Annotated in this window: 19 protein-coding genes; 8 read left to right on the top strand and 11 right to left on the bottom strand. The window is 57.4% G+C overall.

What is annotated here, in order from left to right:
- Nucleotides 1–192: 192 nt before the first annotated feature.
- On the top strand, nucleotides 193–2,379 hold the full coding sequence (locus ACOVRA_RS13040) for a TonB-dependent receptor family protein (protein ID WP_421720678.1): 2,187 nt from the start codon (nucleotides 193–195) through the stop codon (nucleotides 2,377–2,379).
- Nucleotides 2,380–3,021: 642 nt separating this feature from the next.
- On the opposite strand, the gene ACOVRA_RS13035 is transcribed toward ACOVRA_RS13040, so the two are convergent.
- The 4 genes from ACOVRA_RS13035 to ACOVRA_RS13020 form a co-directional block, all read right to left on the bottom strand.
- A complete protein-coding gene (locus ACOVRA_RS13035; RefSeq protein ID WP_421720677.1) occupies nucleotides 3,022–3,645 on the bottom strand; it encodes a YdeI/OmpD-associated family protein in 624 nt (207 codons plus the stop codon).
- A 17-nt stretch (nucleotides 3,646–3,662) separates the two neighbouring features.
- A complete protein-coding gene (locus ACOVRA_RS13030) occupies nucleotides 3,663–4,490 on the bottom strand; it encodes an enoyl-ACP reductase FabI (RefSeq protein ID WP_290807104.1) in 828 nt (275 codons plus the stop codon).
- Between the two features lie 120 nt (nucleotides 4,491–4,610).
- Entirely contained in the window at nucleotides 4,611–5,258 is a 648-nt protein-coding gene (locus tag ACOVRA_RS13025; RefSeq protein WP_421720675.1) for a cupin domain-containing protein, read from the bottom strand.
- A 133-nt stretch (nucleotides 5,259–5,391) separates the two neighbouring features.
- A complete protein-coding gene (locus ACOVRA_RS13020; protein ID WP_290807100.1) occupies nucleotides 5,392–6,036 on the bottom strand; it encodes a sigma-70 family RNA polymerase sigma factor in 645 nt (214 codons plus the stop codon).
- A 294-nt stretch (nucleotides 6,037–6,330) separates the two neighbouring features.
- On the opposite strand from ACOVRA_RS13020, the gene ACOVRA_RS13015 reads away from it, so the two are divergent.
- The gene (locus ACOVRA_RS13015; protein WP_421720674.1) at nucleotides 6,331–7,335 is read left to right on the top strand and encodes an alpha/beta hydrolase; all 1,005 of its coding nucleotides are present in this window, start codon (nucleotides 6,331–6,333) and stop codon (nucleotides 7,333–7,335) included.
- 3 nt (nucleotides 7,336–7,338) lie between these two features.
- Here the strand turns inward: ACOVRA_RS13015 and ACOVRA_RS13010 are convergent, their stop codons facing one another.
- The gene (locus tag ACOVRA_RS13010) at nucleotides 7,339–8,688 is read right to left on the bottom strand and encodes a pectate lyase family protein (RefSeq protein WP_421720673.1); all 1,350 of its coding nucleotides are present in this window, start codon (nucleotides 8,686–8,688) and stop codon (nucleotides 7,339–7,341) included.
- A gap of 121 nt (nucleotides 8,689–8,809) precedes the next feature.
- Between ACOVRA_RS13010 and ACOVRA_RS13005 the strand changes: the two genes are divergently transcribed.
- From ACOVRA_RS13005 to ACOVRA_RS12990, 4 genes are read left to right on the top strand one after another with little or no spacing between them, the layout of a single operon-like run.
- Nucleotides 8,810–9,655: a 2-keto-4-pentenoate hydratase gene (locus tag ACOVRA_RS13005; RefSeq protein ID WP_421720671.1), complete on the top strand. Its 846-nt coding sequence runs from the start codon at nucleotides 8,810–8,812 to the stop codon at nucleotides 9,653–9,655.
- Complete coding sequence (locus tag ACOVRA_RS13000) at nucleotides 9,652–10,638, top strand: TRAP transporter substrate-binding protein (RefSeq protein ID WP_421720670.1); 987 nt, start codon at nucleotides 9,652–9,654, stop codon at nucleotides 10,636–10,638. The genes ACOVRA_RS13005 and ACOVRA_RS13000 overlap by 4 nt, the downstream gene beginning before the upstream one ends.
- A 1-nt stretch (nucleotide 10,639) precedes the next feature.
- Entirely contained in the window at nucleotides 10,640–11,134 is a 495-nt protein-coding gene (locus ACOVRA_RS12995; RefSeq protein WP_421720669.1) for a TRAP transporter small permease, read from the top strand.
- 11 nt (nucleotides 11,135–11,145) lie between these two features.
- A complete protein-coding gene (locus tag ACOVRA_RS12990; RefSeq protein ID WP_421720668.1) occupies nucleotides 11,146–12,426 on the top strand; it encodes a TRAP transporter large permease in 1,281 nt (426 codons plus the stop codon).
- Here ACOVRA_RS12990 and ACOVRA_RS12985 read toward each other — a convergent pair.
- The 6 genes from ACOVRA_RS12985 to ACOVRA_RS12960 all read right to left on the bottom strand — a co-directional run bounded on the left by ACOVRA_RS12985 (nucleotide 12,415) and on the right by ACOVRA_RS12960 (nucleotide 19,195).
- Nucleotides 12,415–13,770 carry a pectate lyase family protein gene (locus ACOVRA_RS12985; RefSeq protein WP_421720667.1) on the bottom strand — a complete coding sequence of 452 codons (1,356 nt, stop codon included), beginning with the start codon at nucleotides 13,768–13,770 and terminating at the stop codon, nucleotides 12,415–12,417. The two genes, ACOVRA_RS12990 and ACOVRA_RS12985, sit on opposite strands and share 12 nt — an antisense overlap.
- Entirely contained in the window at nucleotides 13,770–15,362 is a 1,593-nt protein-coding gene (locus ACOVRA_RS12980) for a carboxylesterase/lipase family protein (RefSeq protein ID WP_421720666.1), read from the bottom strand. The genes ACOVRA_RS12985 and ACOVRA_RS12980 overlap by 1 nt, the downstream gene beginning before the upstream one ends.
- Nucleotides 15,349–16,347, bottom strand: coding sequence for a sugar kinase (locus ACOVRA_RS12975; RefSeq protein ID WP_421720665.1), 999 nt, complete (start codon nucleotides 16,345–16,347; stop codon nucleotides 15,349–15,351). The genes ACOVRA_RS12980 and ACOVRA_RS12975 overlap by 14 nt, the downstream gene beginning before the upstream one ends.
- 6 nt (nucleotides 16,348–16,353) lie before the next feature.
- Complete coding sequence (gene kduD / locus ACOVRA_RS12970; RefSeq protein ID WP_421720664.1) at nucleotides 16,354–17,112, bottom strand: 2-dehydro-3-deoxy-D-gluconate 5-dehydrogenase KduD; 759 nt, start codon at nucleotides 17,110–17,112, stop codon at nucleotides 16,354–16,356.
- A gap of 16 nt (nucleotides 17,113–17,128) precedes the next feature.
- Nucleotides 17,129–17,977, bottom strand: coding sequence for a 5-dehydro-4-deoxy-D-glucuronate isomerase (kduI, locus tag ACOVRA_RS12965; protein WP_085341092.1), 849 nt, complete (start codon nucleotides 17,975–17,977; stop codon nucleotides 17,129–17,131).
- A 126-nt stretch (nucleotides 17,978–18,103) separates the two neighbouring features.
- Nucleotides 18,104–19,195 (bottom strand): LacI family DNA-binding transcriptional regulator, encoded by a 1,092-nt coding sequence (locus tag ACOVRA_RS12960; protein ID WP_421720663.1) that lies wholly within the window; start codon nucleotides 19,193–19,195, stop codon nucleotides 18,104–18,106.
- A 245-nt stretch (nucleotides 19,196–19,440) separates the two neighbouring features.
- Between ACOVRA_RS12960 and ACOVRA_RS12955 the strand changes: the two genes are divergently transcribed.
- Nucleotides 19,441–22,401, top strand: coding sequence for a TonB-dependent receptor (locus ACOVRA_RS12955; RefSeq protein ID WP_421720662.1), 2,961 nt, complete (start codon nucleotides 19,441–19,443; stop codon nucleotides 22,399–22,401).
- A gap of 4 nt (nucleotides 22,402–22,405) precedes the next feature.
- Nucleotides 22,406–24,034, top strand: a complete 1,629-nt coding sequence (locus tag ACOVRA_RS12950) for a family 43 glycosylhydrolase (RefSeq protein WP_421720661.1) — start codon at nucleotides 22,406–22,408, stop codon at nucleotides 24,032–24,034.
- The last annotated feature ends 3 nt before the right edge of the window (nucleotides 24,035–24,037 follow it).

Genomic DNA, 24,037 nt, shown 5'->3' with positions numbered 1-24,037 from the left:
AGCTTCCTGTGACCAATGCGGCAAAGGGCCAAACGCGGCCCGATCACCTTTAAATGTGGGATCAATGGGCACTTGTCACCCCCCTAATCTGCCTCTGTTCATAGAGAGGAAACCCTGAAAAAGCCAGCGATGACTGTAATTTACGATTTGGCCTAGTTGTTTTTGCAAATCATTCGCAATATGAAACTAAGAATGAGTATCACTATAAACAAGCCGAACCGTCCCCTCCCCTCACTCACGAGCGCTCTGTGTGCTGGGGGCCTTGCCCTTTTGGCCCCAAGCTTGGCCGCCGCCGAAGCGGCAGCCCCCGTCGAGACCATTATCGTCATTGGGCAAAAAGATGGTTTGCGGACCATTCCAGGCTCTGGTGCCACGATTGAGCAGGCCGATCTGGTGCGCGCACGCGTCTTGTCCGTCAATGAAGCGCTACGCCAAGTGCCGGGCGTTTTTGCGCGCGATGAAGAAGGCATGGGCCTGCGCCCCAATATTGGTATTCGCGGCCTGTCGCCCACACGCTCCAGCAAAGTCCTCCTCTTGGAAGACGGCTTGCCCTTGAGCTTTGCGCCCTATGGCGACAATGCCACCTATTATCACCCGCCGATCCGCCGCTATAGCCGGATTGAAATCCTCAAAGGGGCCAGCCAAATCCGGTTTGGGCCCAACACGGTCGGCGGCGTCATCAATTATGTGACCCCACCAGCGCCAGAAGCCTTTGAAGGCCAAGCGACGTGGGCTGCGGGCTCAGACGGCTATTTGGAAGCAGACCTTAATCTGGGTGGCCCCATCGCGGGCATGCGCGCGCTTGTCCATGCGAACGCGACCCAATCTGATGGTGTGCGCGACAATCAATCGCTTAAAATCAATGACCTCTATCTCAAACTGGAAAAAAGCTTGGGCGAGCACCATGATCTGACCTTGCGCGTCAGTCGCTATGGCGAAGATAGCCAAGTCACCTATTCAGGCTTGACCCAGGCCGAATATCTGGCCAATCGCCGTCAAAACCCCTTTGTGAATGACGGGTTCAAAGCCGTCCGCGTGGGGGCTTCTATGCTGTGGGCATGGGAGATCAATGATACGACCACTTTGAAGACTTCGGCCTCTTATTCGTGGTTTAATCGCGACTGGTGGCGGCAATCCTCCAACTCTGCCCAGCGCCCCAATGATTCCTCCGACCCCGCTTGCGCCAGCATGGCCAACCTTTTGACCACCTGTGGCAATGAAGGCCGCCTGCGCGAATATCATACCTATGGCCTTGAAAGCCGCTTGAGCCATAGCGGCGAGATCGGCAGCGTGCGGTTTGAGAGCGAATATGGCGTCCGCTATAGTGATGAGCGGCAAAACCGTTTGCAAATCAACTCCGACACTCCAACGGGCCGCACGCCGGGTATCAGCGTGAATGCAGGCGTGCGCGAAAACAATTTGCGCTATCTGCAGGCTTGGTCGGGTTTTGCCACCACCAAGGCCAGTATCGGGGCTTGGACGATTTCCCCGGGCGTGCGCTATGAGCATATTGATTTTCAGCGCGTGAACCGCCTGAACCCAGCCAGCCCTGTGCGTGGCGAAGATCAATTGCAGGAATGGATTCCAGGTCTTGGCGTCTCCTACAAGATTAACCCCAGATTTGCCGCCTATATTGGCGTGCATAAGGGCTTTTCGCCGCCGCGCGTGGAAGATGCGATCAACAATACGACGGGGTCTTCGGTCAATCTCGGCCCTGAGACCAGCACCAATTGGGAAGCGGGCTTGCGTGGCGACCTCACCAAAGGTGTGGCCGTTGATCTCACCTGGTTCCGCATGGACTTTGACAATCAGATCGTGCCGAGCTCTGTCGCTGGCGGGGCTGGTGCCACGCTGACGAGCGCTGGCGAAACCCTGCACCAAGGCTTTGAGGCCTCGCTGCGTGGCTCTCTCGCCGATATGGGCTTGATGACGAGCGGCAATGACCTGTTCTTCCGCGCCGCCCTGACCCATGTGGCCGACGCCAGCTATGTCGGCACGCGCTTCTCCGGTGTCTCGGGCAACACAACGCGGTCGGTGACCGGCAACCGCCTACCCTATGCGCCCGAATGGCTGATCAATGCCGCTATCGGCTATCAGCTTGGCACGATGGGTGAGTTTCAAGTTGAATATGTCCGCACCGACGACATGTTCACCGACGACCTCAATACGGTCGCCCCAACGGCGGACGGGCAACGCGGCTTGATCAAGGCTGCCGACATCTGGAACCTAACGCTGAACATCCACCCCGAAAGCTGGCCACTGGGTGCCTATATCGCCGTCAAAAATGCCGGTGACGCCCGCACCATCGTCGACCGCTCTCGCGGCATTTTGCCGGGCGCACCACGGCAGGTTCAGTTTGGGCTGACGAAGGCGTTTTGAGGCGGGTGACAAAGGAGCGTTCCGAAAACTTAGAACGGCTCTAAGCCTCGCTTCGCTCGCACCAGAGCCGCCCGACAATTCTTATTGTGCAAGCTGGGGGGTCAAGGGGCGCGCTTCGCGCGTCGACGAAGTCGATGAACCCCTTGACGCCCCATCTTGCGCGCCCAAACTCGAACACGGCCTTTGCCTAGGCAGAGCCTGCGGCAAAGGCCTTCCGAAGTAGAATGTCTTTGGGTAATTGCGATGGCGCTGGTCTGTGTCGAAGGGAATGCAGCCGACGTGCGGAGCGCGTTGCTATTCAACCATAGTAATCTTTTCTACTATGCTCCAATCAGCAACCCGACCCATTGAAGACATGAAGTCTTCAAAGTTTGTTCCAGTCTCATCCGAAACTGCTTCGCCTTGCGCCCAAACCGAGTCGCATTCAAAACACATCGAAAAGGTGCATTCGGGAGAGGCGTTCAATCCTACCTGCCAGACTGCATCTTGATCACAATAGGGACAGATCTTCATATGCTCTACCTCAAGGACGCCACAATGACCGGGAGTAAACTTGTCTGACCATTCATTCCGACAATGCTGCCCATATCAAGTTCTCAAGAACAATTCCCATTATATTGCGGCATCGCGCCAAACACACCCCTACTCCCGCTCCAACGCCCCCTTCCCGCGCAAGATCCTAGGACGAAACTTATCAATCCGCGCCCGGCGCGTGGCCGGGTTTTGGGTGGAATTAAGGGCGATGACATAGCTGCGCTGTCGGCCAGGGGTCAGATCGAGGAAGGCTTGTGCCAGCTCTGGATCGGCATCGAGGGCCTCAATCAGCTCATCGGGTAAGTCGAATTCTGCTTGGGTTTTGACGGGCTTAAGGCCTGCCCGGGCATAGCCAATCGCCTCAGCCAAATAGACTTTAAGCGTGGGGGCCAAGGCCTGCACTTCTGCCACATCTTTAAACCGCACAAGGTCGGCCGTCTGGGTGTTGGGGCCAGCGCGCTCCAGGATTTGCTCTGGGTCCTTTAACAGCGCGGCATTGGAGAAGGTCAGAATAAAGCTATCGCGATGCGCGCCCAAGAGAGCGATATTGCGATCCCCCTCCTGATAGCAGGGATGGCCCCATTTCACCGTTTCAGTCAGACCCGCCTCTAAACACAGCTGACGAAGCGCGGTGAGCCCTTGGCTCCACAAATGGACCGAACAGTCTGGCGTCTCAAATCGCCCACAACGACCACATCCCTTGATGAAATAATCGTCGCTGTGGGTAATCATGGGTCACTCCCGATAGCTCAGCCCTCGTTCAAACCATCCGGCACGCCGACGACGTGGAAGCCTGCGTCGACATGGATGACTTCGGCGGTGGTGGAGCGGCCGATATCGGACAAGAGCCACAGCGCACAGCCTGCAATGCCTTCCATCGTCGTGTCTTCCTTCATCAAGGACCACTCGCGGCCCGTATTGACGAGGCCACGGCCGCCTTGAATGCCGGCCAAGGCCAAGGTGCGCATCGGCCCTGCACTGATGGCGTTCACGCGGATGCCGCTGGGGCCCAAGTCGCGCGCGATATAGCGGGTGGCGGCTTCCAGCGCTGCCTTGGCGACGCCCATCACATTATAAGATGGCAAGACGCGCTCTGCCCCCAAATAGGACAAAGTGATCATCGAGCCGCCGGGCGACATCAAGGGGGCGGCGCGCTTCGCACAAGCCACCCATGAGAAGGCCGAAATATCCATGGTGCGGAGGAAGTTTTCGCGCGTTGTATTTTCCACAAACGAACCCTTCAGCTCATTCTTATCGGAAAAGGCGATCGCGTGGACCAAAAAGTCTAGCCCGCCCCATTTTTCCTGGATGGCTGCAAAGACGGTGTCCAAGGCGGCATCATCGGTGACATCGCAGGGCAGGATCAGGTCAGAGCCGACGCTTTCCGCCAAAGGCCGCATGCGCTTTTCCAGCGCTTCGCCTTGATAGGTAAAAGCCAGTTCTGCGCCCTGGGCGGCCAATTGGCTGGCAATGCCCCATGCGATCGACTTGTCATTGGCCACGCCCATAATCAGGCCGCGCTTGCCCTTCATCAGGGTTCCGGTTGGATAGCCAGTTTCTTTCGTTTCGCTGCTCATGAGAGCTCCTGCCGCTGAGAATGCTTCCAATCATGTGGACGTCACATGATGATTGGGGCTTCATTGCCCTGTCCGAGCCGAGGGTCAAGAGGCAGGTGCGGCGAGAAGGCTAGGGTCGGCCTAGTGGCGGGTGAACAGGCGCTGCAACATGCCGAGCGCACCGGTCAAAGCGATGTCGCCTTCTTCCACCGTCAAAGCTAAACAAACCCCACCGGGTAAAGCGACGGGATGGTGCATTTGGCCGGGCCGCTTGATCGATAAATCGCCGGGGCCAAACATGCCGGTGCCATCTTCAAAAGCCCCTGCGACCACCAATGTATATTCGGTGCCGGTGTGGTCATGATGGGGGGCACCATGGCCGGGCTCAATCCGCAACAGCTTAGCGCGCAAGGCCCCGCCCGTTTCCAGCGGCATGGATTTGACGCCCGGCCCTGCAAAGGTCCAGCCTTCGTGGGCCGCAGACTCAAGGCTGATGTCGCGCAAGGGTTGGGGCAGGCTTAAGAGTTCGTCGATTGCACGACCAGCCGCATGAACAGCCTCACGGGCTTGGGCTTGGCTGTCTTCCAGCGCATCAATTTGTGCCAAAACGCCTGCAAGAAAGTTATCTGAAACCGGGGCCGGGGCTTGGGCTTCCAACGCGTCGCCGCCAATGAGATCGCCAAAATCGAATGGGATCGGGGAAATGCCTTTGAGGGCCGCTTGGGTTTCAACCAGCAGGCGCAGAGACGGGTCTGCTGTCAGGAAGTCATCAGGATAGGCGCTGATCATTTTCTTCCCTAATCCCAACCCCGAAAGGTCCATTCAAAGTCTCGGCGCGGCAGAGCGAGGGCTCATTCGCGTTTCCAAGTTAAGCGATATTGGTTGCCATTTCCTAACGTCAAGGCGAATTGGCCGCAATAGGTCAGTCAGGGCTATCTAGTTTCGACCTGAGCTTTAAAAAAGCCAGTCTCAGGCGGGACTTAACCGTGCCCAAAGGCGTGCCGGTCTGCTCAGCAATCTCGCGGTGCGACAGGCCGTCGTAAAAGGCTTGATGCAAGAGTTGACGCTGTTCTTCGGGCAGATCGACAATCGCGGCGCGCACCAATTGGTCGCGCTCAGCCCCTGTTATCAGCGAATCCGCAGCGGGTGGTGCAGATGGCAAGAGAAGCGGGTCATTGGGGTCGAGCTCAGGCTTGGTCGTCCGGCGAATGGCATCAATGCGCTTATTGCGCGCCACCCGGAACAACCAGGTGGAGACCGAAGCTTGCGTGCGGTCGAACAGATCTGCCTTGCGCCAAACCGTGACCATCACATCTTGGGCCAGTTCTTCGGCGAGCGCATTGTCAGCACCCAGACGCATCAGATAGGCCTTCACCCGAGGGCCATAATAGGCGAACAACTCCCCATAAGCCGCTTTATCTTTGTGAATCGCGACCGCTTCCATCAGATCGGCAAAGCGATCTCGTTCCCCTTCACTCAAGGTCCCCGACGTCGCAGAGGCTTTGCCAGCGGCAGACCCCATCGGGCTCGCTTGGGGCTTGCGTGAAGAATTGTCCGAAGAAGACATGGGGTTTGGAAGCTACTTTCTACGGCGCTCTGTCTATCAAGGAAACCACGACGCGCCTACAACCCTTACCACGCAGGGCATGACAAAGTAAGGCAAAGGCAACAGTCTGTACTCGGGACGTTTTTTGGGGTGCTTCGCCCACAAAAGTGTGAGAAAAGCGATGCAATCGCTTAAAAGGACGCGGGCAAAGGTGCAAGGTGATCAACTTAAGGTACCCGTGAACCGACGTGCACAGAATGCAGCCTCCTCCACCTAGTGGATAAGCCAGCTCAAGATCGAGGAATGGAATGTGCGATGGATGATTTGAAGCGCCCCAAGGGCCTCGCGAGACGGGTCTCCTTATGGCTCTGCGGGCTCGTCTATCTGCTTGGCTCCCCCGCCACATTGAATGCGCAGACAGGCGCGGTTCAGATTGAGCCTGACGAGATCATCAATCTTTGGCCGGGCCCTGCACCGGGTGCACCAAATCCACTTCCCAAAGAAGAAATTGTCTTTCGGAACAATCCCTTCAACTTGGTCGACCGCGCAGCCCACAATGTGGCGACACCAAATCTCAGTCTATTTCGACCCAACAAGCCCAATGGGGCCGCCATTTTGATTATTCCAGGCGGCGGCTATTCCTGGGTGGTGATCGACAAGGAAGGCTATGAGGGGGCCAAGCGCTTCGCGGCTGTTGGCTACACCGTTTATGTCTTGCGCCATCGCTTACCCCATCAAGGCTGGGTGGCAGGGCCAGACACGCCCTTGCAAGACGCCCAACGTGCCATGCGTCTGATCCGTTCGCGGGCGGGCCAAGACGGCATCCAAGCCAACAAAGTCATGGTGATGGGCTTTTCCGCTGGCGGCCATGTCGCAGGCTCCCTCGCCCTCAAATTCGATCAAGTCATCACCCCGTCGCGAGATGGGGTCGATGCACTTTCGGCCAAGCCTGATCTGGCGGTCCTCATGTATCCGGTCGTGACCATGACAGAGCCGTTCCGTCACCTCAAATCACGCGAGAATATGATTGGGCTAACGCCCAGCCCTGCCGCCATAGCGGCTTATTCACTCGAGACGAACATGCGGGCAGACGCGCCGCCCCTATTCATCCTGCACGCCGAAGACGATCCAGCCGTGCCCGTTGAAAACGCGCTGCTGCTGCATGAGGCGGCACGGCGCAGCAAAGTTTCGGTCACCCTGCACCTGTTTGAAAAAGGCGGGCACGGCTTTGGCCTACGTGGAATCGCGGGCACGCCGCTGGCCCTATGGCCAGACTTGGTGCTGGCTTGGGCGCAAGATCACGGCTTCCCGAAACCTTAAACCCTAGGTCCCGCGCGATTTAGCCCCAGCATCCAGCACATCTGGTCGGCGCGGCTCCATGGTTGCCAAGTCCCAATCGTCGGGCACGAAGGCACGATAGGTTGGCTTTTGCACCGGATAGCCGCCGACTTCGCTTTCGCTATCAATGATCTTGCCACGCCCTTCGGCGATATCCGCCAAGATCCGCACATCGTGGGCGTCACGGTCCCAAGGACGCGCACCAACTTTGGTCAATAGGTCTGCCTCTAGGCCAGCAGCAGGGCTAATTTTCAAGCCAGCCGGCAGGTCGAGCGGCTGGGTGGCCAGATTGATTTTCGCAGCACCAGATGTGTAGCGGCCCATCTGTGGCAGGGTTTTGCCATTCATGTCTTGGGCAATATTATCCCGCATGAAGAGGTCGAGGTCGCCGTGGCCCCCCAGCATCACAAGCGGTAGGCCCGGTGTTGTATTGTGCCCACCGCGCATGGCATTGCCGATCACGGTCATCCGGCCATTCTGGAACGGCTGAGCGCCCCATTCATTGGCCATCAGATTGTAATGAATGGCGCGGTAGCCCGGATTATAAATGAGATTATTGATAATCGCACCATGCACACCGCCTTTGAACAAGGGGTTGCGTTCGACATTATGGGCATAGACGTTGCGATAAATCAGCACGTCATTGGCATTGTCGTGGATGAGTGAGCCTTTCGAATGCTCCCCCTTCGCATGGGTCGCATTAGCCAAGCTTTCGGCAATCAAATTGTTGGAATAGGTGATCTGGCGCGAGGTGCCTGCCCGCCATTCGGCCGGGGTTTTGCCAGTAAAGCGCGGGCCAGAGGCTGACAGATTTTCGTCCGTACCCCAGGTCAGGCTGCAGTGATCAACGATCACGTTGCGCGCACCAATGGTGGAGAAAGAATCAAAATCATTCCCGCTCATCTTCGGCTTACCAGCCTCACCGGCCCGCACGCGAATGTGGCGCATGATGACGTCAGAGGCCGCCACGTCCAAGCCGCCACGGATCAAGGTGATTCCGGGCGAGGGTGCCGTTTGGCCTGCAATGGTCAAAAACGACTCCGTAATCTTCAAGGTGGTGGCTTCCAGATCAATCACGCCACCCACTTCAAACACGATGATTCGAGGGCCCTTGGTCTCAATCGCTTGCTTGAAGGAACCAGGGCCGTCCTTGGCCAAAGTCGTGACGCGCAGGATCTGTCCACCCCGTCCGCCGACGGTGTTCGCAGCCCAACCCACAGCACCGGGGAATGCCTTAGCAGCAGCCGCGCTGGCAATGGTCTGCGCCATGCTGGGGCTGGCAATCAAACCCACAACTGCCGCTGAAGTCGCACCCAATAGCTGTCTGCGGTTCATGCCGCTTCTCCCCTGCTTCACGATCCAAACAGAAGATGGACCGTCGATTTTGTGTTGTTCATGCATATTGACACCGGTTTCCAAAATGCGCAATCATGAAAATCAAAGGACGAAAGCGCACATGTTTCAGACCCGCGACTCCGTGAAAGAGCCTTACAGCGCCACGCAAGCCAGCACGATAGCTGGCCAATTTCGGGCTGCGCGCTTGAGCCAAGCTGCCTTGTCAGAATTCCCGGGACCTTTGCCTCGCGCGCTGGATGAATCTTACTCAATTCAGGATGCCGCGATCGCCGATTGGCCAGACACATTGGTGGGCTGGAAGGTCGGGCGCATCTTGGGCGATCTGGTCGATGTGCATGGCACCGACCGTTTGATCGGGCCGATCTTTGCCGGATCGCTCCAACGAGCAGATGGTGAAGCCGAGCAAGATTTCGCGGCCATTTCTGGTGGCTTTTGTGCAGTTGAAGGCGAATATGTGTTTGAATTGGCCTTCGACGCAGAACCCGGCAAGACCAATTATGATGCAAGTTCGGCGCTGGCTCTGGTCGGCGAACTTTGGACCGGCATTGAAGTCGCCGGCAGCCCGCTTGCCACGATTAACGACCTTGGCCCTACCGTGGTGGTCTCCGATTTCGGCAATAATTGGGGCCTGATCCTTGGCAAGCCGGTTCAGAACTGGCGGGCACGGCTGGAAGAGCTGACATGTGCCGTCACGATCAATGGCGATGTGGTAGGCACGGGGATTGTGACGGCATTTCCAGGCGGCATTACCCAGTCTTTGGTCTTTGCGCTGAATTGTGCGGCAAGTCGTGGCCTGCCCTTAAAGCGTGGGATGTTGATCTCAACGGGTGCTGTCTCCGGCGTGCATGATGCCAAGCCCGGCGATCATGCGATTGCAGACTTTGGTCAGGATGGAAAAATTGCCTGCCACAGATTGGCCGCAGCCCAAACTTCAGGACAAAAATGATGTTTACTCGGCGCAATCTTTTGGCCACAGCAGGCCTTGCTTTGCCACTGGTTTCTGCCTGCCAACCCCACAGCGCAGGTGGCGTTTTGACCGCTTGTGACGTGCACCGCGACGGCTATCCAACTGTTACGGCCGTGAAGTGGTTGGGGGAAAATTTAGCGAAAGAAACCGGTGGTCGGTTGTCCATTCGCAGCTATCCTTCCGGCCAATTAGGTGCCGAGGATGATACGATTTCTTTGGCGCAATCAGGTGTGATCGACATTTGTCGCGCCAATGCGGCAGCCCTCAACAATGCCTTTCCACTGACCCAAGTGGTCTCCATGCCGTTTGTGATTGAGAATGATGACCATCTGCACCGCGTCCTCGATGGGGCAGTGGGTCAAGAAATCCTCGACGGCTTTCAAGCGCGCGATCTGATCGGCCTGGCCTCTTATGACGCTGGTGGTCGCTGTTTCTACAATACGCATCGGCCGATTGAGACGCCGAAGGATCTGCATGGCCTCAAAATTCGCGTGCCGCAATCGGATGTCTTTATCGATGCCGTCGGCGCGATGGGGGCCAACCCGACGCCTTTAAGCTTCAGTGCAGTTTATTCCTCGCTACAGAGCCGCTTGATCGATGGGGCGGAGAATAATTGGCCAACCTTTGAGACCGCGCGTCACCTCGAAGTAGCCCATTATTGGTCGCAAACCCAACATTCCTATTCGCCAGAATTCCTGATGATGTCCGCCAAAAGCTTTGGCCAGTTGAGCCAAAAGGACCAAGCCTTGGTTCGCGACCTTGCCAAGGCTTCTGTGGCCGTGATGCGGGAAGCTTGGGTGAAAACCGAAGCCGAGTCGCGCACCAAAGCCCTCGCAGCCGGGACCAAAATGGTGGAGGTCAATAAGGCAGCCTTCAAAGCCGTCTGCGACCCCATCAACGCCAAACGCCTTAGCAACCCCGATGTCGCGCGCCTTTTTGCGGCTGTCAGAGCGATGGTTTGACATGGAAAACGAACAAAATTCAGCTCCGCTTGGCCCTGTCAGCTTGTTAGACCGTCTGGCCAATGCCTGTAAAATTGTCGCCCTAACGGGCCTTGTCATCATCACCTTGGTGCAGGCTTGGCAGGTCTTTGCCCGCTATATTTTGAATAATTCGCCGGGGTGGACCGAGCCCGTTTCGGTCTTCTTCATGGGCATGACCGTGATGATGGCCGCCGCGGTTGGGGTCCGGGAAGGCACGCACTTTTCCTTCTCCAACATCCTCGACGCCATGCCTGCAGGCATCCAAGCCCTTGTTCGCAGATTGCTTCTCGCCCTCACCTTAGGCGTCGCGCTTTTGTTGGCCTATTGGGGCATGACTCTCGCTTTAGATAATTGGGATGTCAGCATGGCAGGTGCACCCATCCCAGCAGGCATTCGCTATGTGCCCTTTGCCATTGGTGCCAGCATCATGGCGCTGTTTGCGGCTGAGCGCCTCGTCGCGCGCCAGAAAAACTAAGGACGAAACTGATGGCTCTTGCGGCACTTTTCCTAGTCTTCGCCCTTCTTCTGGTTCTCGGCGCGCCCGTAGCGATTGCCTTGATCATTTCCACCATTAGTGCCGCTCTCGTGGCGGGCATCCCGCCGATCGTGGTTGGCCAACAAGCAGCAGCGGATATCTCGTCGGTCGGCCTTCTAGCCATCCCGCTGTTTGTATTCGCCGGTGAGTTGATGCTGAAGGGCGGCATTTCTGAGCGGATTATTGCGCTCGCCAGCGCCCTGGTTGGCCGTTTCCGGGGTGGCCTCGCCCAAGTCAGTGTTGTCGCCTCGACCTTGTTTGGCGGCGTGTCAGGCTCTGCCATTGCTGATATCTCAGCCGTTGGTGGCACCATGATCCCACAAATGGCCCAACGCGGCTATGACAAGGATTATGCGGTCAATGTGACGATTTCAGCGGCTCTCGTCGCGCTTTTGGTGCCGCCCTCGCACAATATGATCCTGTTTTCGGCTGCGGCTGGTGGTGGCATTTCGATCACGGCCCTCTTCTCAGCAGGGATTATTCCAGCCTTAATGCTGGCGCTCGCCGTCATGGCGACGGCCTATATTCTGGCGGTAAAGCGCGGCTATCAAGCCGAAGGCAAGGTGGGTGCGCGCGCACTTTTGACGACCTTCGTCACGGCCTTGCCAGCTTTGGTTCTGGTGTTGATTATCTTTGTGGGCATCAAGGCCGGGATTTTTACGGCAATTGAGAGCGCTTCAGTGGCCGTGGTCTATGCAGTCTTGGTGACGTTGATCGTCTATCGCAGCCTCAGCTGGAACGCCTTCGTCGATGCCGCCAAGGGGGCAGCCAAAACCACCGGCTCTGTCCTCTTTGTTATTGGTGCAGCCGGTGCCTTTGGCTGGATGATGGCCTATTTGCAAGTGCCCAGCCACGCGGTGGACGCCATGAAAGCGATTGCCCATGACAAGCTGACGGTCCTCGCCTTGATGGTGCTGTGCCTTTTGGTCTTGGGCACCTTCATGGATTTGGCGCCGCTAATCATCATTTCCACGCCCATCTTCCTGCCCGTGGCCAAGGCCTATCATATTGACCCGGTGCATTTTGGCGTCGTGCTGATCCTGTCCGCGGGCATTGGTCTGGTGACGCCACCTGTTGGCTCGGTGCTGTTCTTAGGCGCGTCGATTGGCAAGATCAGCGTGATGGAAGCCGTACGCGGCATGTGGCCCTTCTATCTGGCGGCACTCTTTGTTCTGGCTCTGGTGATGATCTTCCCGCAGCTGTCGCTGTGGCTGCCAGGCTTAGTGGCCTAATCCGCGAACCAGCGCGTTCAGCCAGACTTCTAGGTGGCTGATGCCATCTTGATCGGGGTCGAGTGCGGCATCGCGCGCATCATCTGGGTTGAGCTTGTACTGGATTTCCCACGCATCTGGTAAGCCATCCCCGTCCCTGTCTGGGCGCGGGTTGCCCGTCGCAAGCGCGGGCCAGCCGCCCACATCGGCTTGGGAATTGATGATCTGCCCGGTCCGGGCGCGCACATCTTGTACCGCGCGCGCATCGACGGTGTCGCGCACCAGCGAAGCCCCAGCCTTGGCCAAGACTTTTTCTTCCGCCTGCAAGGCAGGCTCTGCAACCAACCCGCCATTTTCAAACGGTGTGGCGGAGAAATAGCCCTCAAGCGGCCGCTTCAGACGGACAATGGCGGCGGTATCTGCGCCCACCCCATTCATGAAATTGCCCGAGAAATGTGCTTGCGCGCCGGGGGCTGACTCGACGAATGCCAAAGCGGATTTTGAGTTCGAGCCTTGACGGTAAGAATTGGCGCGGAAGCTATAGCGGCTGATGGCCGTGTCATCGACATTATAGCCGGAGCCGTCGCTGCCCCAATTGTAAAAGACGTTGTTCGTGAAGTCGAAGATCGGGCCTTTGGGGTCGAGCTTGGCGTCGGCGAAATTGCCAGGCCGTGGTAAGCGCGCGCGATGATGCGCCCAGAGATTATGGTGAAAGCTATAGCGAGACCCGGCCGACCCGCGCACGAGTGACCCATAGCCATGCGCGCCCTTAGAATGGACCGATTGGTCTAAGGATTCTGAGACGATGGACCATTGCACCGTCACAAGGTCCAATTGCCGTTCGCCTTGGGTCATTTGCTGCGAGACCGACAAAGTCTCATCCGTCGACCAAGAGGCCGAGCAATGATCGATGATGATGTTGCGGCCAGCGGTCAGCGAGATGGAATCGGTCTCAGTCTTAGAGATGTCGCCCGGCCGCACCCGGATGAAGCGCACGATGACTTCACTGGCAGAGACCAAAAGGGCGTGGCCTTTGAGCGTAATCCCGTCTCCCGGGGCCGTTTGGCCAGCGACGGTCACAAACGGATTGCGGATCACCAAAGGCGACTGAAGCTCAATCGTGCCACCCGTTTCAAACAGGATGATGCGCGGGCCTTTGGCTTCTATTGCGGCGCGCAGACTGCCCGGTCCTGCATCTGCCAGATTGGTCACCTTGATGACGCGCCCGCCGCGCCCGCCTTGGGTGAACGCGCCAAACCCTTCGGCACCGGGAAAAGCGCGCAGAGCTTGGGTAGGGGTTTGCGCGCTGGCGCTGGCAGCCAGAAGTAGGCTGGCCAAACCCAGCGACGAAAGCGTCCGGCCCATCAGCTACCCCATTGGATGAAAGGCACGGTCTGAAACAAAGCGCGCTCCACCCCGCGCGGATCAAATTCCACACGTGTCGTGGTGTCAAAGATCATCGTCTCCCGCCGCTTCAAACTGTGAAGCGGCCAAGATGGCAGGCCCTTGGTCTGAGGCGATCCCGTACGGGCCAGACTGACAAGGGCGGAGGAAAGCTCCCTACTCACCTTACGCGCCTCAGGGCCTGTGCCCGTCATGGGGCCAGAGGCGGCTAAGGTGCGGAAGGCATGAGGGATATCGAGTGTATGATAGGCCCCCCATTTACCGTCATCTTCCGGGCTTTTCAGATCAAAGCGGTACACCCAAGTCGGCGCGCCTTGGCGGGCGCGTGCATCAGCCTCTTCCACTTGCCCGCGCCAGGACCGTCCCGCCGTCGTTGCGGCGAAGAATAAGTCTGAGGCAGAGATGCCGGGATAGGCGGCCTGATAGGTCGCAATCACATGGGCTGGCGAAATATCGGTCCGCATGTGGGTGGCAAGCCAGCTCGGTAGCGCGTCAAAGCTCAGGCTAAAGGCGGCAGGATTTGATCGGCCAATCAGAGTGCGGGTCTCATTGGCCATATTGCCTAGGATCATTGGAATATGCGCCGACAGAGATGGCGCGTCTGGCCAGAATGGATGGCGTGGCAGATGGCGTTGATCCAACACCGGCCCAAAATAAAGCTTTTGGGTGGAATTGATAGGATCTGCTGTGTTTAAAGCCTCGATCAGGCGCGCCGTGGGTATAGTGAACACTTCGTGCGAGGAAACTTTCAAGGCGTCCAAAAACGCCTTTGCTCGTGCAGTAGCGTTAAGGGGGCCAGAGGCCGTCACCTGTTGACCACTCATGGTCGCGACCGCATGAAATAGACCAGAAGCCACAGGGGCGGCCATCAATGATGCAATCTTGGCCCCACCGCCCGATTGCCCAAACAGCATGACGCGGGATGGATCGCCGCCAAAGCGGGCAATATTGGCTTTCACCCAAGTGAGCGCCAGCACCAAGTCCCACTGCCCTGCATTGCCGCTATCTGGCGCAAGGTCTGGAAGAAGCTGGCCCAGATAGAGATAGCCAAAGGCATTGAGGCGGTGGTTGAGGGTGACGACCACCACATCTTCTTCTGCCGCCAAACCACTGCCATCGGTCAAAGGCGAGGAGCCAGAACCGGTATTGTAAGCCCCGCCATGGATATAGACCATGACTGGCTTCTTCGCGCGCGGATCAAGGCTGGCGGTCCAGACATTGAGGAACAAGCAATCTTCAGATTGGTTAGGTTCGCTGCCTGCCTGCGGACTGGCAGGACCATAATCGATGGCCTCCACAGGCTCTTGCCACGGCGTGGGTGGCTTAGGGGCTGCAAAGCGCGTGGTCGCGGTATCAGCACCATAGCGGACACCCTTGAACACATGCAGTCCTGCCTGCTTGCGCCCCCGCACGGGGCCAAAGGTCGTTTGGACCAGACTTTGCGCTTCATCCGCCCACAGGGTTTGAGGAAGCAGGCCTGTGAGCAAGCCACCGGCCAAGATCATGCGGCGCGACGTGGCACCACCAAGCGCGCCAACTTCAACGGCGGACATCGAGCCCGCCACCAGCCATGCCTTCAGTGACTTCCTGAAGATTGGTCAAGTTAAAGTCGCCGGGGATGGAGTGTTTGATCACTGCGGAGGCCACGGCAAATTCCAAACAGGCTTGAGGCCCATGCTGCGCCAAAAGGCCATGCAGCAGGCCGGCAGCAAAGGCATCACCCGCGCCGATGCGATCCACAACGCCTGCGAGCTCATGTTCTTTCGAGACAAAACGCTCGGTTCGGCTGACCAATTCGCCTTGCAAGCCTTGGTGGGTGACCGAGGCCAAAGTGCGCGTTGTGGCTGCGATCCAGTGCAGCCGTGGGAACACCTCAAAGGCGCGTTGCAAGGCGGCTTCCCGGTTTTCAAAGCGCTCACCCAAAATGAGTTCGACATCGCGCTCATTGATGAAAGCCAAGGTCGCATGCGAGAGGATTTGTTTCAGGATGGCAGGCCCATCGCCTGCCCAAGCGGCCCAAAGCTGGGCGCGATAATTGCCATCAAACGAGACTTTGACCCCGACTTGCGTCGCAGCTTCAACAAGGGCCAAAGCCGCCTTGGAGGCCTGTGGCCCTACGGCAGGGGTTACGCCAGAAACATGCAGCCATTCAGCCCCGGCTAGGACGTCGGCGGGGTTGGTGAGATCGGCAGCCGATTTTGCAAAGGCACTGTCAGCGCGGTCATACAGCACCGCAGACGGGCGGCTAACCGCGCCATGTGACAGGAAATAAAGTCCCATGCGGCCTTTGGTCTGACGAACCAGACTTGTGTCGACACCATGCTTTCGGATTTCGGCAATGGCGGCTTGGCCCAACTCATTGTCGGCCACCACACTCGCCATACGAGCCTGATTGCCGAGGCGGGCGAGGCAGACCGCGACATTGGCTTCTGCCCCGCCAATCGCCACGTCTAAGCTTGGGGTTTGCAACAGGCGCTCATGGCCCGGCCCACTGAGTCGGATCAGCAATTCCCCGAAACAAACGACTGATCCTGCCATCGACTTCTACCTTGCTAGCCACCCGCCATCGACGGGGATGACAGCTCCATTGAGGTAGTCTGACGCTTTTGACGCCAAAAAGACAGCCGTGCCGCCCAGATCAGAAGGCTCCCCCCAACGACCAGCGGGGATGCGCTTTAAAATGTCGCTGGAGCGTTCTTCGTCTGCCCGCAATTGGGCGGTATTGTCCGTCGCCATATAGCCGGGCGCGATGGCATTGATGTTGAGGCCTTTAGCCGCCCACTCACACGCCAACAGCTTGGTGATGCCAGCGATGCCGCTCTTGGATGCCGTATAAGACGGCACGCGAATGCCGCCTTGAAAGGACAACATTGAGGCGATGTTGATGATCTTGCCGCTGCCTTGGCCAATCATCACTTTACCGGCGGCTTGGCTCATGAAGAAGGCGGACTTGATGTTGACATTCATCACATCATCCCAGTCCTTCTCGGAGAAATCGACTGCATCCTGACGGCGAATGAGGCCTGCATTATTGACCAGAATGTCGAGACCGCCGAGACCCGACAGCGTCTCTGCCACAATGCGGTCCACAGGCTCAATGCTCATCAGATTGGCGTCAATATTGATGAAACGACGACCCAGCGCCGTTATCTTGGCACCCGTCTCGTCCGCAGGAACGATGCCAGCGGCGGCAATATCAGCCCCCGCTTCAGCCAAGGCCAAAGCGATACCCTGGCCGAGACCTGTGTTAGCACCCGTGACGAGCGCGACTTTGCCGGACAGGTTGAAAAAAGAAAGGCTCATGATCTTCTCCCCCGGCCTATTTCAACTGGCAGATGTCGCAGACCGCGAGGTCTGTATAGTCGAGGTTTTCCCCGCCCATTGCCCAGATGAAGGAATAATTGCGGGTACCCGAACCCATATGGATCGACCAAGGCGGCGAGATCACGGCCTCATCATTTTCCATGACGATATGGCGGATCTTATCCTCTTCCCCCATGAAGTGGAAAACCCGATCCTTCTCGCCCAAGCCGAAGTAGAAATAGACTTCTGAACGGCGGTCATGCAGGTGCGGCGGCATGGTGTTCCAGACGCTGCCGGTGTTGAGCTGGGTCAGACCTAACAATAGCTGACAGGACTTCACCGTCGCGGGCACGATATATTGGTAGATCACGCGCTCATTGGATTCGGCCAGCGATCCACGCTCGAGCGGTACAGCCGTCTCGATCGAGATTTTAGCGACTTCAAAGCGGGCATGGGCTGGGGTTGAGACCAGATAATATTTGGCAGGTGCATCAGCCGATTGCGACGCGAAGATCACATCTTTTGAGCCCATCGGCACATAGAGGCCGTCGCGCGGCTTAATCTCATGCGCCACGCCGTCGACATGGACGATCCCGACGCCCGCGCCGACATTGATCAGGCCTAGTTCGCGGCGTTCCAAGAAAGGATGACCAGCGGCAGAGGCAGGCTCGGTCTGATGTGGCAGCACAACTTGGGAATGGACGGGCATCGCGCCACCAACAACCATCCGCTCATTATGCGAATAATTCAGATGAATTTCATCGGCTTGGAACAAGCCCGTAACCACATAGCGGGCGCGCAGCGCGTCATTATCGGCCCCGGCCATCATGTCTGGATGGGTGGCGTGATAAACCTTGTCGAACATCTTTTTGGCCCTCCCAAGCCAGCGCCGTCACCATTATGGTAACCGGTGTCATATGAGACAAAGTCTTATACGGGAAGATTTCATCTGACAAGTGGGGCTGTGAGCGGGCAAGTGCGATTGCGGCGCTTAAGGCGCTTCAGGTGCCGCCGTTGATCCCCGCACAATGATCTCAGGCGAGAAGGTAATCAGCTTCTTCGCGGTCATGCCATCGGCGGTCTGGAGCAGCAAAGTCGCAGCCGCTGACCCCATCTCACGGATTGGCAACCGAACCGTGGTCAAAGCAGGCCAGAGCCTGCCGGCAATCGGGGTATCGTCAAAGCCGACAATGGAAATATCTTCAGGAATGCGAAACCCTGCCCGGCGCACGGCCACATAGGCCCCCGTCGCCATTTCATCATTACCCGCAAAAATGGCTTGGGGCGGATTTGGTTGGGCCAATAAGTGCTCTGCCGCAACAACCCCGCCTTCAAACGTATAGCCACCTTCTACCGCCATCTCTGGACGCAGCACGAGGCCCGTTTCCGCCAGCGCGCGCTCAAAACCAGCCCGGCGTTCATGGGTAGAACGGAAGCTCAAGGGACCGTGAATATGGGCGATGTTGCGATGACCAAGATCGGCTAAGTGCCGCCCTGCAGCCGCCCCACCATCGCCGTCCAAAGTGCGGATCATGCGCGACGGTGTATCCAGTTCTACCGACGCGATGCGCACATAATCGACATCAGCCTCATTTAGGGCCAGCGCCAAAGGTTCATCCTCCGACACTGAGGGCGGCAGGATCAGGCCAAAGGGCTTGTGCTGTTGAATGAAGGATTGGATGCGAGCGACATGATCGGGCTTCGACCGGTCACAGGGATGCAAGACCAATTGGAAGTCGGTGCCTTCCAGCGCATCCAAAATGCCGCGCTGAATGTTCACGACATATTGCGGGCTCGGATTGTCATAGACCAAGCCAACCAAAAAGCTCTTGCGGCGGGCTAGGGCGCGGGCTTGTGGGTCTGGCGTGAAACCCAGCTCGGCAATGACCGCCTTAATGGCGTCGCGGGTCTTCTGTTTCACAAAGGGTGATTCATTAATGACGCGAGAGACGGTCTTTTTTGAAACCTTGGCCAAGCGCGCCACATCATTGATCGTCGCCTTCCCGCGCAAAATGGCCTCTCCGCCAGCAACTTGCGTGCTGGACGATGGCTCTGCGTCTTCAGGGTCAGCTTCGTGTTTCACAAGAACCTCTGCATGCGTCTTTTCCTTTTAGCCTTGCCTCTCACCGCGCCGCAAGCAAGGCCCATCTGCATTGAGCCGCCCCCAGCACTGCAATCAAGTTTCATCCTGTGGTCAAATTAGGATTGACACCGGTGACATTTTCGAAAATGCTACCGGTAGCAAAAGACTGTCTGACGGGTCACTGCGCGCTGTTGCAGGAAACCCGAAAAGACGAAATAGGGGCAACGCCTCGAGGGGAGTTAACAATGTCACGGAAGATACGTCTTACCGCCGTTCTGATGATGGGTGTTGCCGCGGCAAGCCTCCAAGCAGGTCTCGTCCACGCGCAAACCGCAACGACCAGTGCAGGCGAAACTGAGAAGCAAGCTGAAGTTATCATCGTGCGCGGCTCTTTCCGCGAATCGTTGCGCTCGGCGATTGCAACCAAACGCGCTGAGATCGACATTGTCGACTCAATCAAAGCGGAAGACATCGGCAAATTCCCTGACAATAACTTGGCTGAATCCCTGCAGCGCATTCCAGGGGTCGCCATCGACCGCGAAGGCGGCGAAGGCAAGACCATCACCGTGCGGGGCTTGGGGCCTGATTTTACCCGTGTGCGCTTGAACGGCCTTGAAGCCATCTCGACCACCGGCGGCAAAGACAAGGACGGCGGCGCAAACCGCGGTCGCGGCTTTGACTTCAACGTCTTTGCATCGGAATTGTTCAACTCCTTGACCGTCCGCAAGTCGACTTCCGCAGAAATTGAAGAAGGTTCGCTGGGGGCAACCGTCGATCTGCGCACCGCACGCCCGTTTGACTACAAGGGCTTCACCATGGCTGGCTCGGTACAAGCGGGCTACAATGATCTGTCCGAAGACGTCGGCAAGCGCGGCACGTTCATGGTGTCGAACCGCTGGGCCGATGGCAAATTGGGCGCTTTGTTCTCGGTCGCTTATTCGACCAAGCAGAACTTCGAAGAAGGTCCGAACTCGGGTCGTTGGCAGAATGCGTATTCCGCAGCCAACGCTGGCCGTCTGCAATCCTATTCAACCGATGGCGGCCGGACTTTCCTGCCAATCACGCCTTGCACCACGGCAACCACCCGCGTTTGCAACACCACCGAAATCAACGCCACCAACCCGACTTTGACGGGTGAAGCCTTGGCAGTGACGCAAGCCATCTACCCGCGCTTCCTACGCACCTCCCAATTCGTCACCGATGCCGAGCGTTTGGGGGTCACGGGTTCGCTGCAATATCGCCCAACGGAGAATACCACCTTCAGCTTGGATATCTTGCATTCAGAATTTAGCGCAGACCGGATCGAATATAATCTCGAGCCAATCTCATTCTCGCGCAACACCGCCGGTGTGCCGCAGACCGATATCTATGACTACACGATCGACAGCCGCAAAGTGATCACCAAGGCGGCCTTTAATGACGTGGATATCCGCACCGAAATGCGCTTTGACGAGTTGAAGACCACCTTCAATCAAGTCAATTTCACCATTGACCAGCAGTTCAATGACAAATTCTCTGGCAAACTCTTGATCGGCAGCTCGCGCTCCTATCTCGACAATCCAGAGCAAACCACCTTCACGTTCGAATCCTACAATGTCCAAGGCTATAAATATGACCTGACGGACATGACCAAGCCGATCATCGACTTTGGTAAGAGCGCGACTGGCTGTAACATCGCCCAGGCCTGCTATTGGCAATATGCAGCAGCCTCGTCCACCACCGCTTCGACCAATGCCAATGGCGATGCGTCCTTGATCCGCCTGCGCCCACAAACGGTGGAAAACACCTACAATACCGGCGCGATGGACTTCAAATATGAGTGGAAGGACAATGTGCGTTTCAAGTTTGGTGGTTCGTTCAAGGTCTTCTCGTTTGAGACCCAAGAATGGCGCCGCTACACGACCTCTGACCAAACCTCAAACGAAGCTGCCGCTCCAGGCTCTGGCATCGTCACCGAGTTGAACGGCAATCTGGCCAATTATTCCCGTGCCGTCACGGTCGCCGGCTTGACCTATTTGGTCCCCGATCTGGATAAGATCCGCGCTAAGTTTAACTATAATTGTAACTGCACCAATCAATGGGGCCAGTTCACGGTCAATAAGATCAACAGCAATGCGCGGGCGAACAACCGCTCGGCTCAAGAAGAAGATACCGCCCTTTATCTGCAGTCTGACTTCCAGACCGAGCTGGCCTCCATGCCTGTTCGCGGCAATATCGGCGTGCGCTATGTCGGCACCTCGCAAACGGTGGACGGCTTCTTCTCACGCGGCGCAGTCTTGGAAAAAATCACGCTGAAGCGTTCTTATGAAGACTATTTGCCTGCGTTCAACTTGACGATTGAGCCGATGGAAAATGTCTTGGTACGCTTTGCGGCCGCCAAAGCCATGTCGCGGCCAACCTTGGCCAGCCTCTCACCTGCCGGTTCGATCAACACCACCAGCAACACGCTGTCGATCGGCAACCCGTACCTCGACCCGATCCGCGCCAACACCTATGACATGAGCATTGAATGGTATCCCAGCAAGGACACCTTGTTCACGGTCAGCCTGTTCAAGAAAGACCTGCAATCTTGGATCCAATCCTTGGTGCGCACCGTTCCGTTCGGCGAAACTGGCTATGATGTCTCGCTGCTCGATGGCACGGGCCAAAGCGCAGCCACCGCCTACACGGTGACTCAGCCGATCAATACGCAAGGCGGCGAGCTGCAAGGCTTTGAAGTCTCGGTCAATCAGCCGTTCAACTTCTTGCCAAGCTTCTTGTCGAACACTGGCATGATCTTGAACTACACGCAGGTGGAATCGACGATCAATTATGTGATCTCCTCGACTGCGACCACCACCACTTATGCCGCTTACAATCTGATTGGCATGTCGCCCAATTCCTACAACGCCACCCTTTATTATGAAGGCAAGCAATTGTCGGGTCGGGTGTCCTACTCCTATCGTGACGGCTATATTTCGGTGCTCTTGCCTGGATCGTCAGCTGATCTCTGGGGCAAAGAGGGTGTGAGCTCGTTGGATATGCAAATCTCCTACAAGCTCAACGACAAGATCACCTTCGTGCTGGAAGGCACCAATTTGACCGATGAGGCCCAAGACAGCCGCATCACTTACAACACGGCACAAGGCAATGTTGCCAACGATCTGTTGTTCGACGTCTCCAATTCGGGCCGCCAATTCTACTTTGGCGCACGGATGAAGTTCTAATCCAGTGGACCGCAGGGACCTGATCGGGGGCACGTTTGGGCTGATTGCCAGTTCAGCCGTGTCCCCGTCAGGTCTTTTGGCCGCCCCTCAAAAGGAAGGCCTCCTCTCGCCCCATGGTGCCGCGTGGCGCAAGCAGAAATGGGCGACAGGCTTTGATGGCCAAAGGCGTGCCGATCTTGGCAATGGCCGCTTTCTAAACCCCGTCTTCCCCGGCGACCATCCAGACCCCGCTCTGATCCGGGTCGGTGACACCTTCTATCTCACTTTCTCAAGTTTTGAGGCCTATCCAGGACTTGTCATCTGGCAGTCGAAAGACTTGGTAAATTGGGCCCCTGTCACCGCAGCCCTTAAGACCTATATTGGTTCAGTCTGGGCACCCGCACTGGCCCAGCATGATGGCCGCTTCTATCTCTATATTCCGGCCCGTACGTCAGATTATCGCTCCATCTTTGTCATCCATGCCGACCGCATCGAGGGGCCATGGAGCGAGCCGATTGATCTGAAACTCCCTGCCCATATTGATCCCGACCATGTGGCAGATGAGGCTGGGAAGCGCTGGCTGTTCTTGAGCGGTGGCGACCGTGTCGCACTGTCAGCCGATGGCCTTTCAACCGCCGGCCCTGTTGAACATGTCTATGACCCTTGGCGCTATCCTGACGACTGGACGGTTGAGAGCTTCTCCCCCGAGGGGCCAAAAATCACTAAGCGCGGCGCTTATTGGTATATGATTACCGCAGTCGGTGGCACGGCTGGCCCACCCACCGGCCATATGGTAATCGTTGCACGGGCGAAGGACTTGGGCGGCCCTTGGGAGGATTGCCCGCATAATCCAATCGTGCGGACTTGGTCTGCGGAAGAAAAATGGTGGTCGCGCGGCCATGCGACCTTGATCCAGGTGCCAGATGGGTCGTGGTGGATGGCCTATCATGGTTATGAGAATGGGTTTTGGACGTTGGGTCGGCAAATGCTGCTCGACCCCGTCCGCTGGACCAAGGATGGTTGGCCATTGGCTGCTGGCGGGGACCTGTCGCAACCTCTGCCAAAGCCCGTCAAGCGCCCCATAAGCCCGCATGGCAAGTCGCTCTCGGATGACTTTTCGGGCAATCATTTGGGCACGCGCTGGTCTTTCTATGAGCCAGCCCGAGACGAAGCCCGCCGCTTTCAAATCGGCCCGCAAGGTCTGCGACTAACGGCAAAAGGCACCAGTCCATCCAATTCCTCGCCCTTAAGCGTGATCGCGGGTGATTTGGCCTATGAGGTGGAGACGAAGATTACCTTGGAACCGGGGGCGGAAGCTGGCCTCCTCCTGTTTTACTCCAAGCGGCTTTATGCGGGCCTTGGCTTTGACGGCAACGGCCTGATCATGCACCGCTATGGCCGCCAACGCCGGTCCCGCGCGCCAGTTGGCCTTGCCCAAACGCTCTTCCTGCGTCTCCGCAATGACCGCCATATTGTGACCATCCACCATAGTCTCGACGGCAAGGCTTGGACGAAATTCCAAGTCCAGATGGAAGTCTCTGGCTATCATCACAATACCGATGGCGACTTTTTAAGCTTGAAGCCTGCCCTTTACGTCAGCGGCACGGGTGCCGCCAATTTCCATCATTTCACCTATCGCGGACTGCCAACCTGATCA

The sequence above is a fragment of the Aquidulcibacter sp. genome (assembly GCF_049239865.1).
Lineage (GTDB): Bacteria > Pseudomonadota > Alphaproteobacteria > Caulobacterales > Aquidulcibacteraceae > Aquidulcibacter.
The sequence above is the reverse complement of the archived record's forward strand: the minus strand, read 5'-3'. Positions and strand labels throughout refer to the sequence as shown.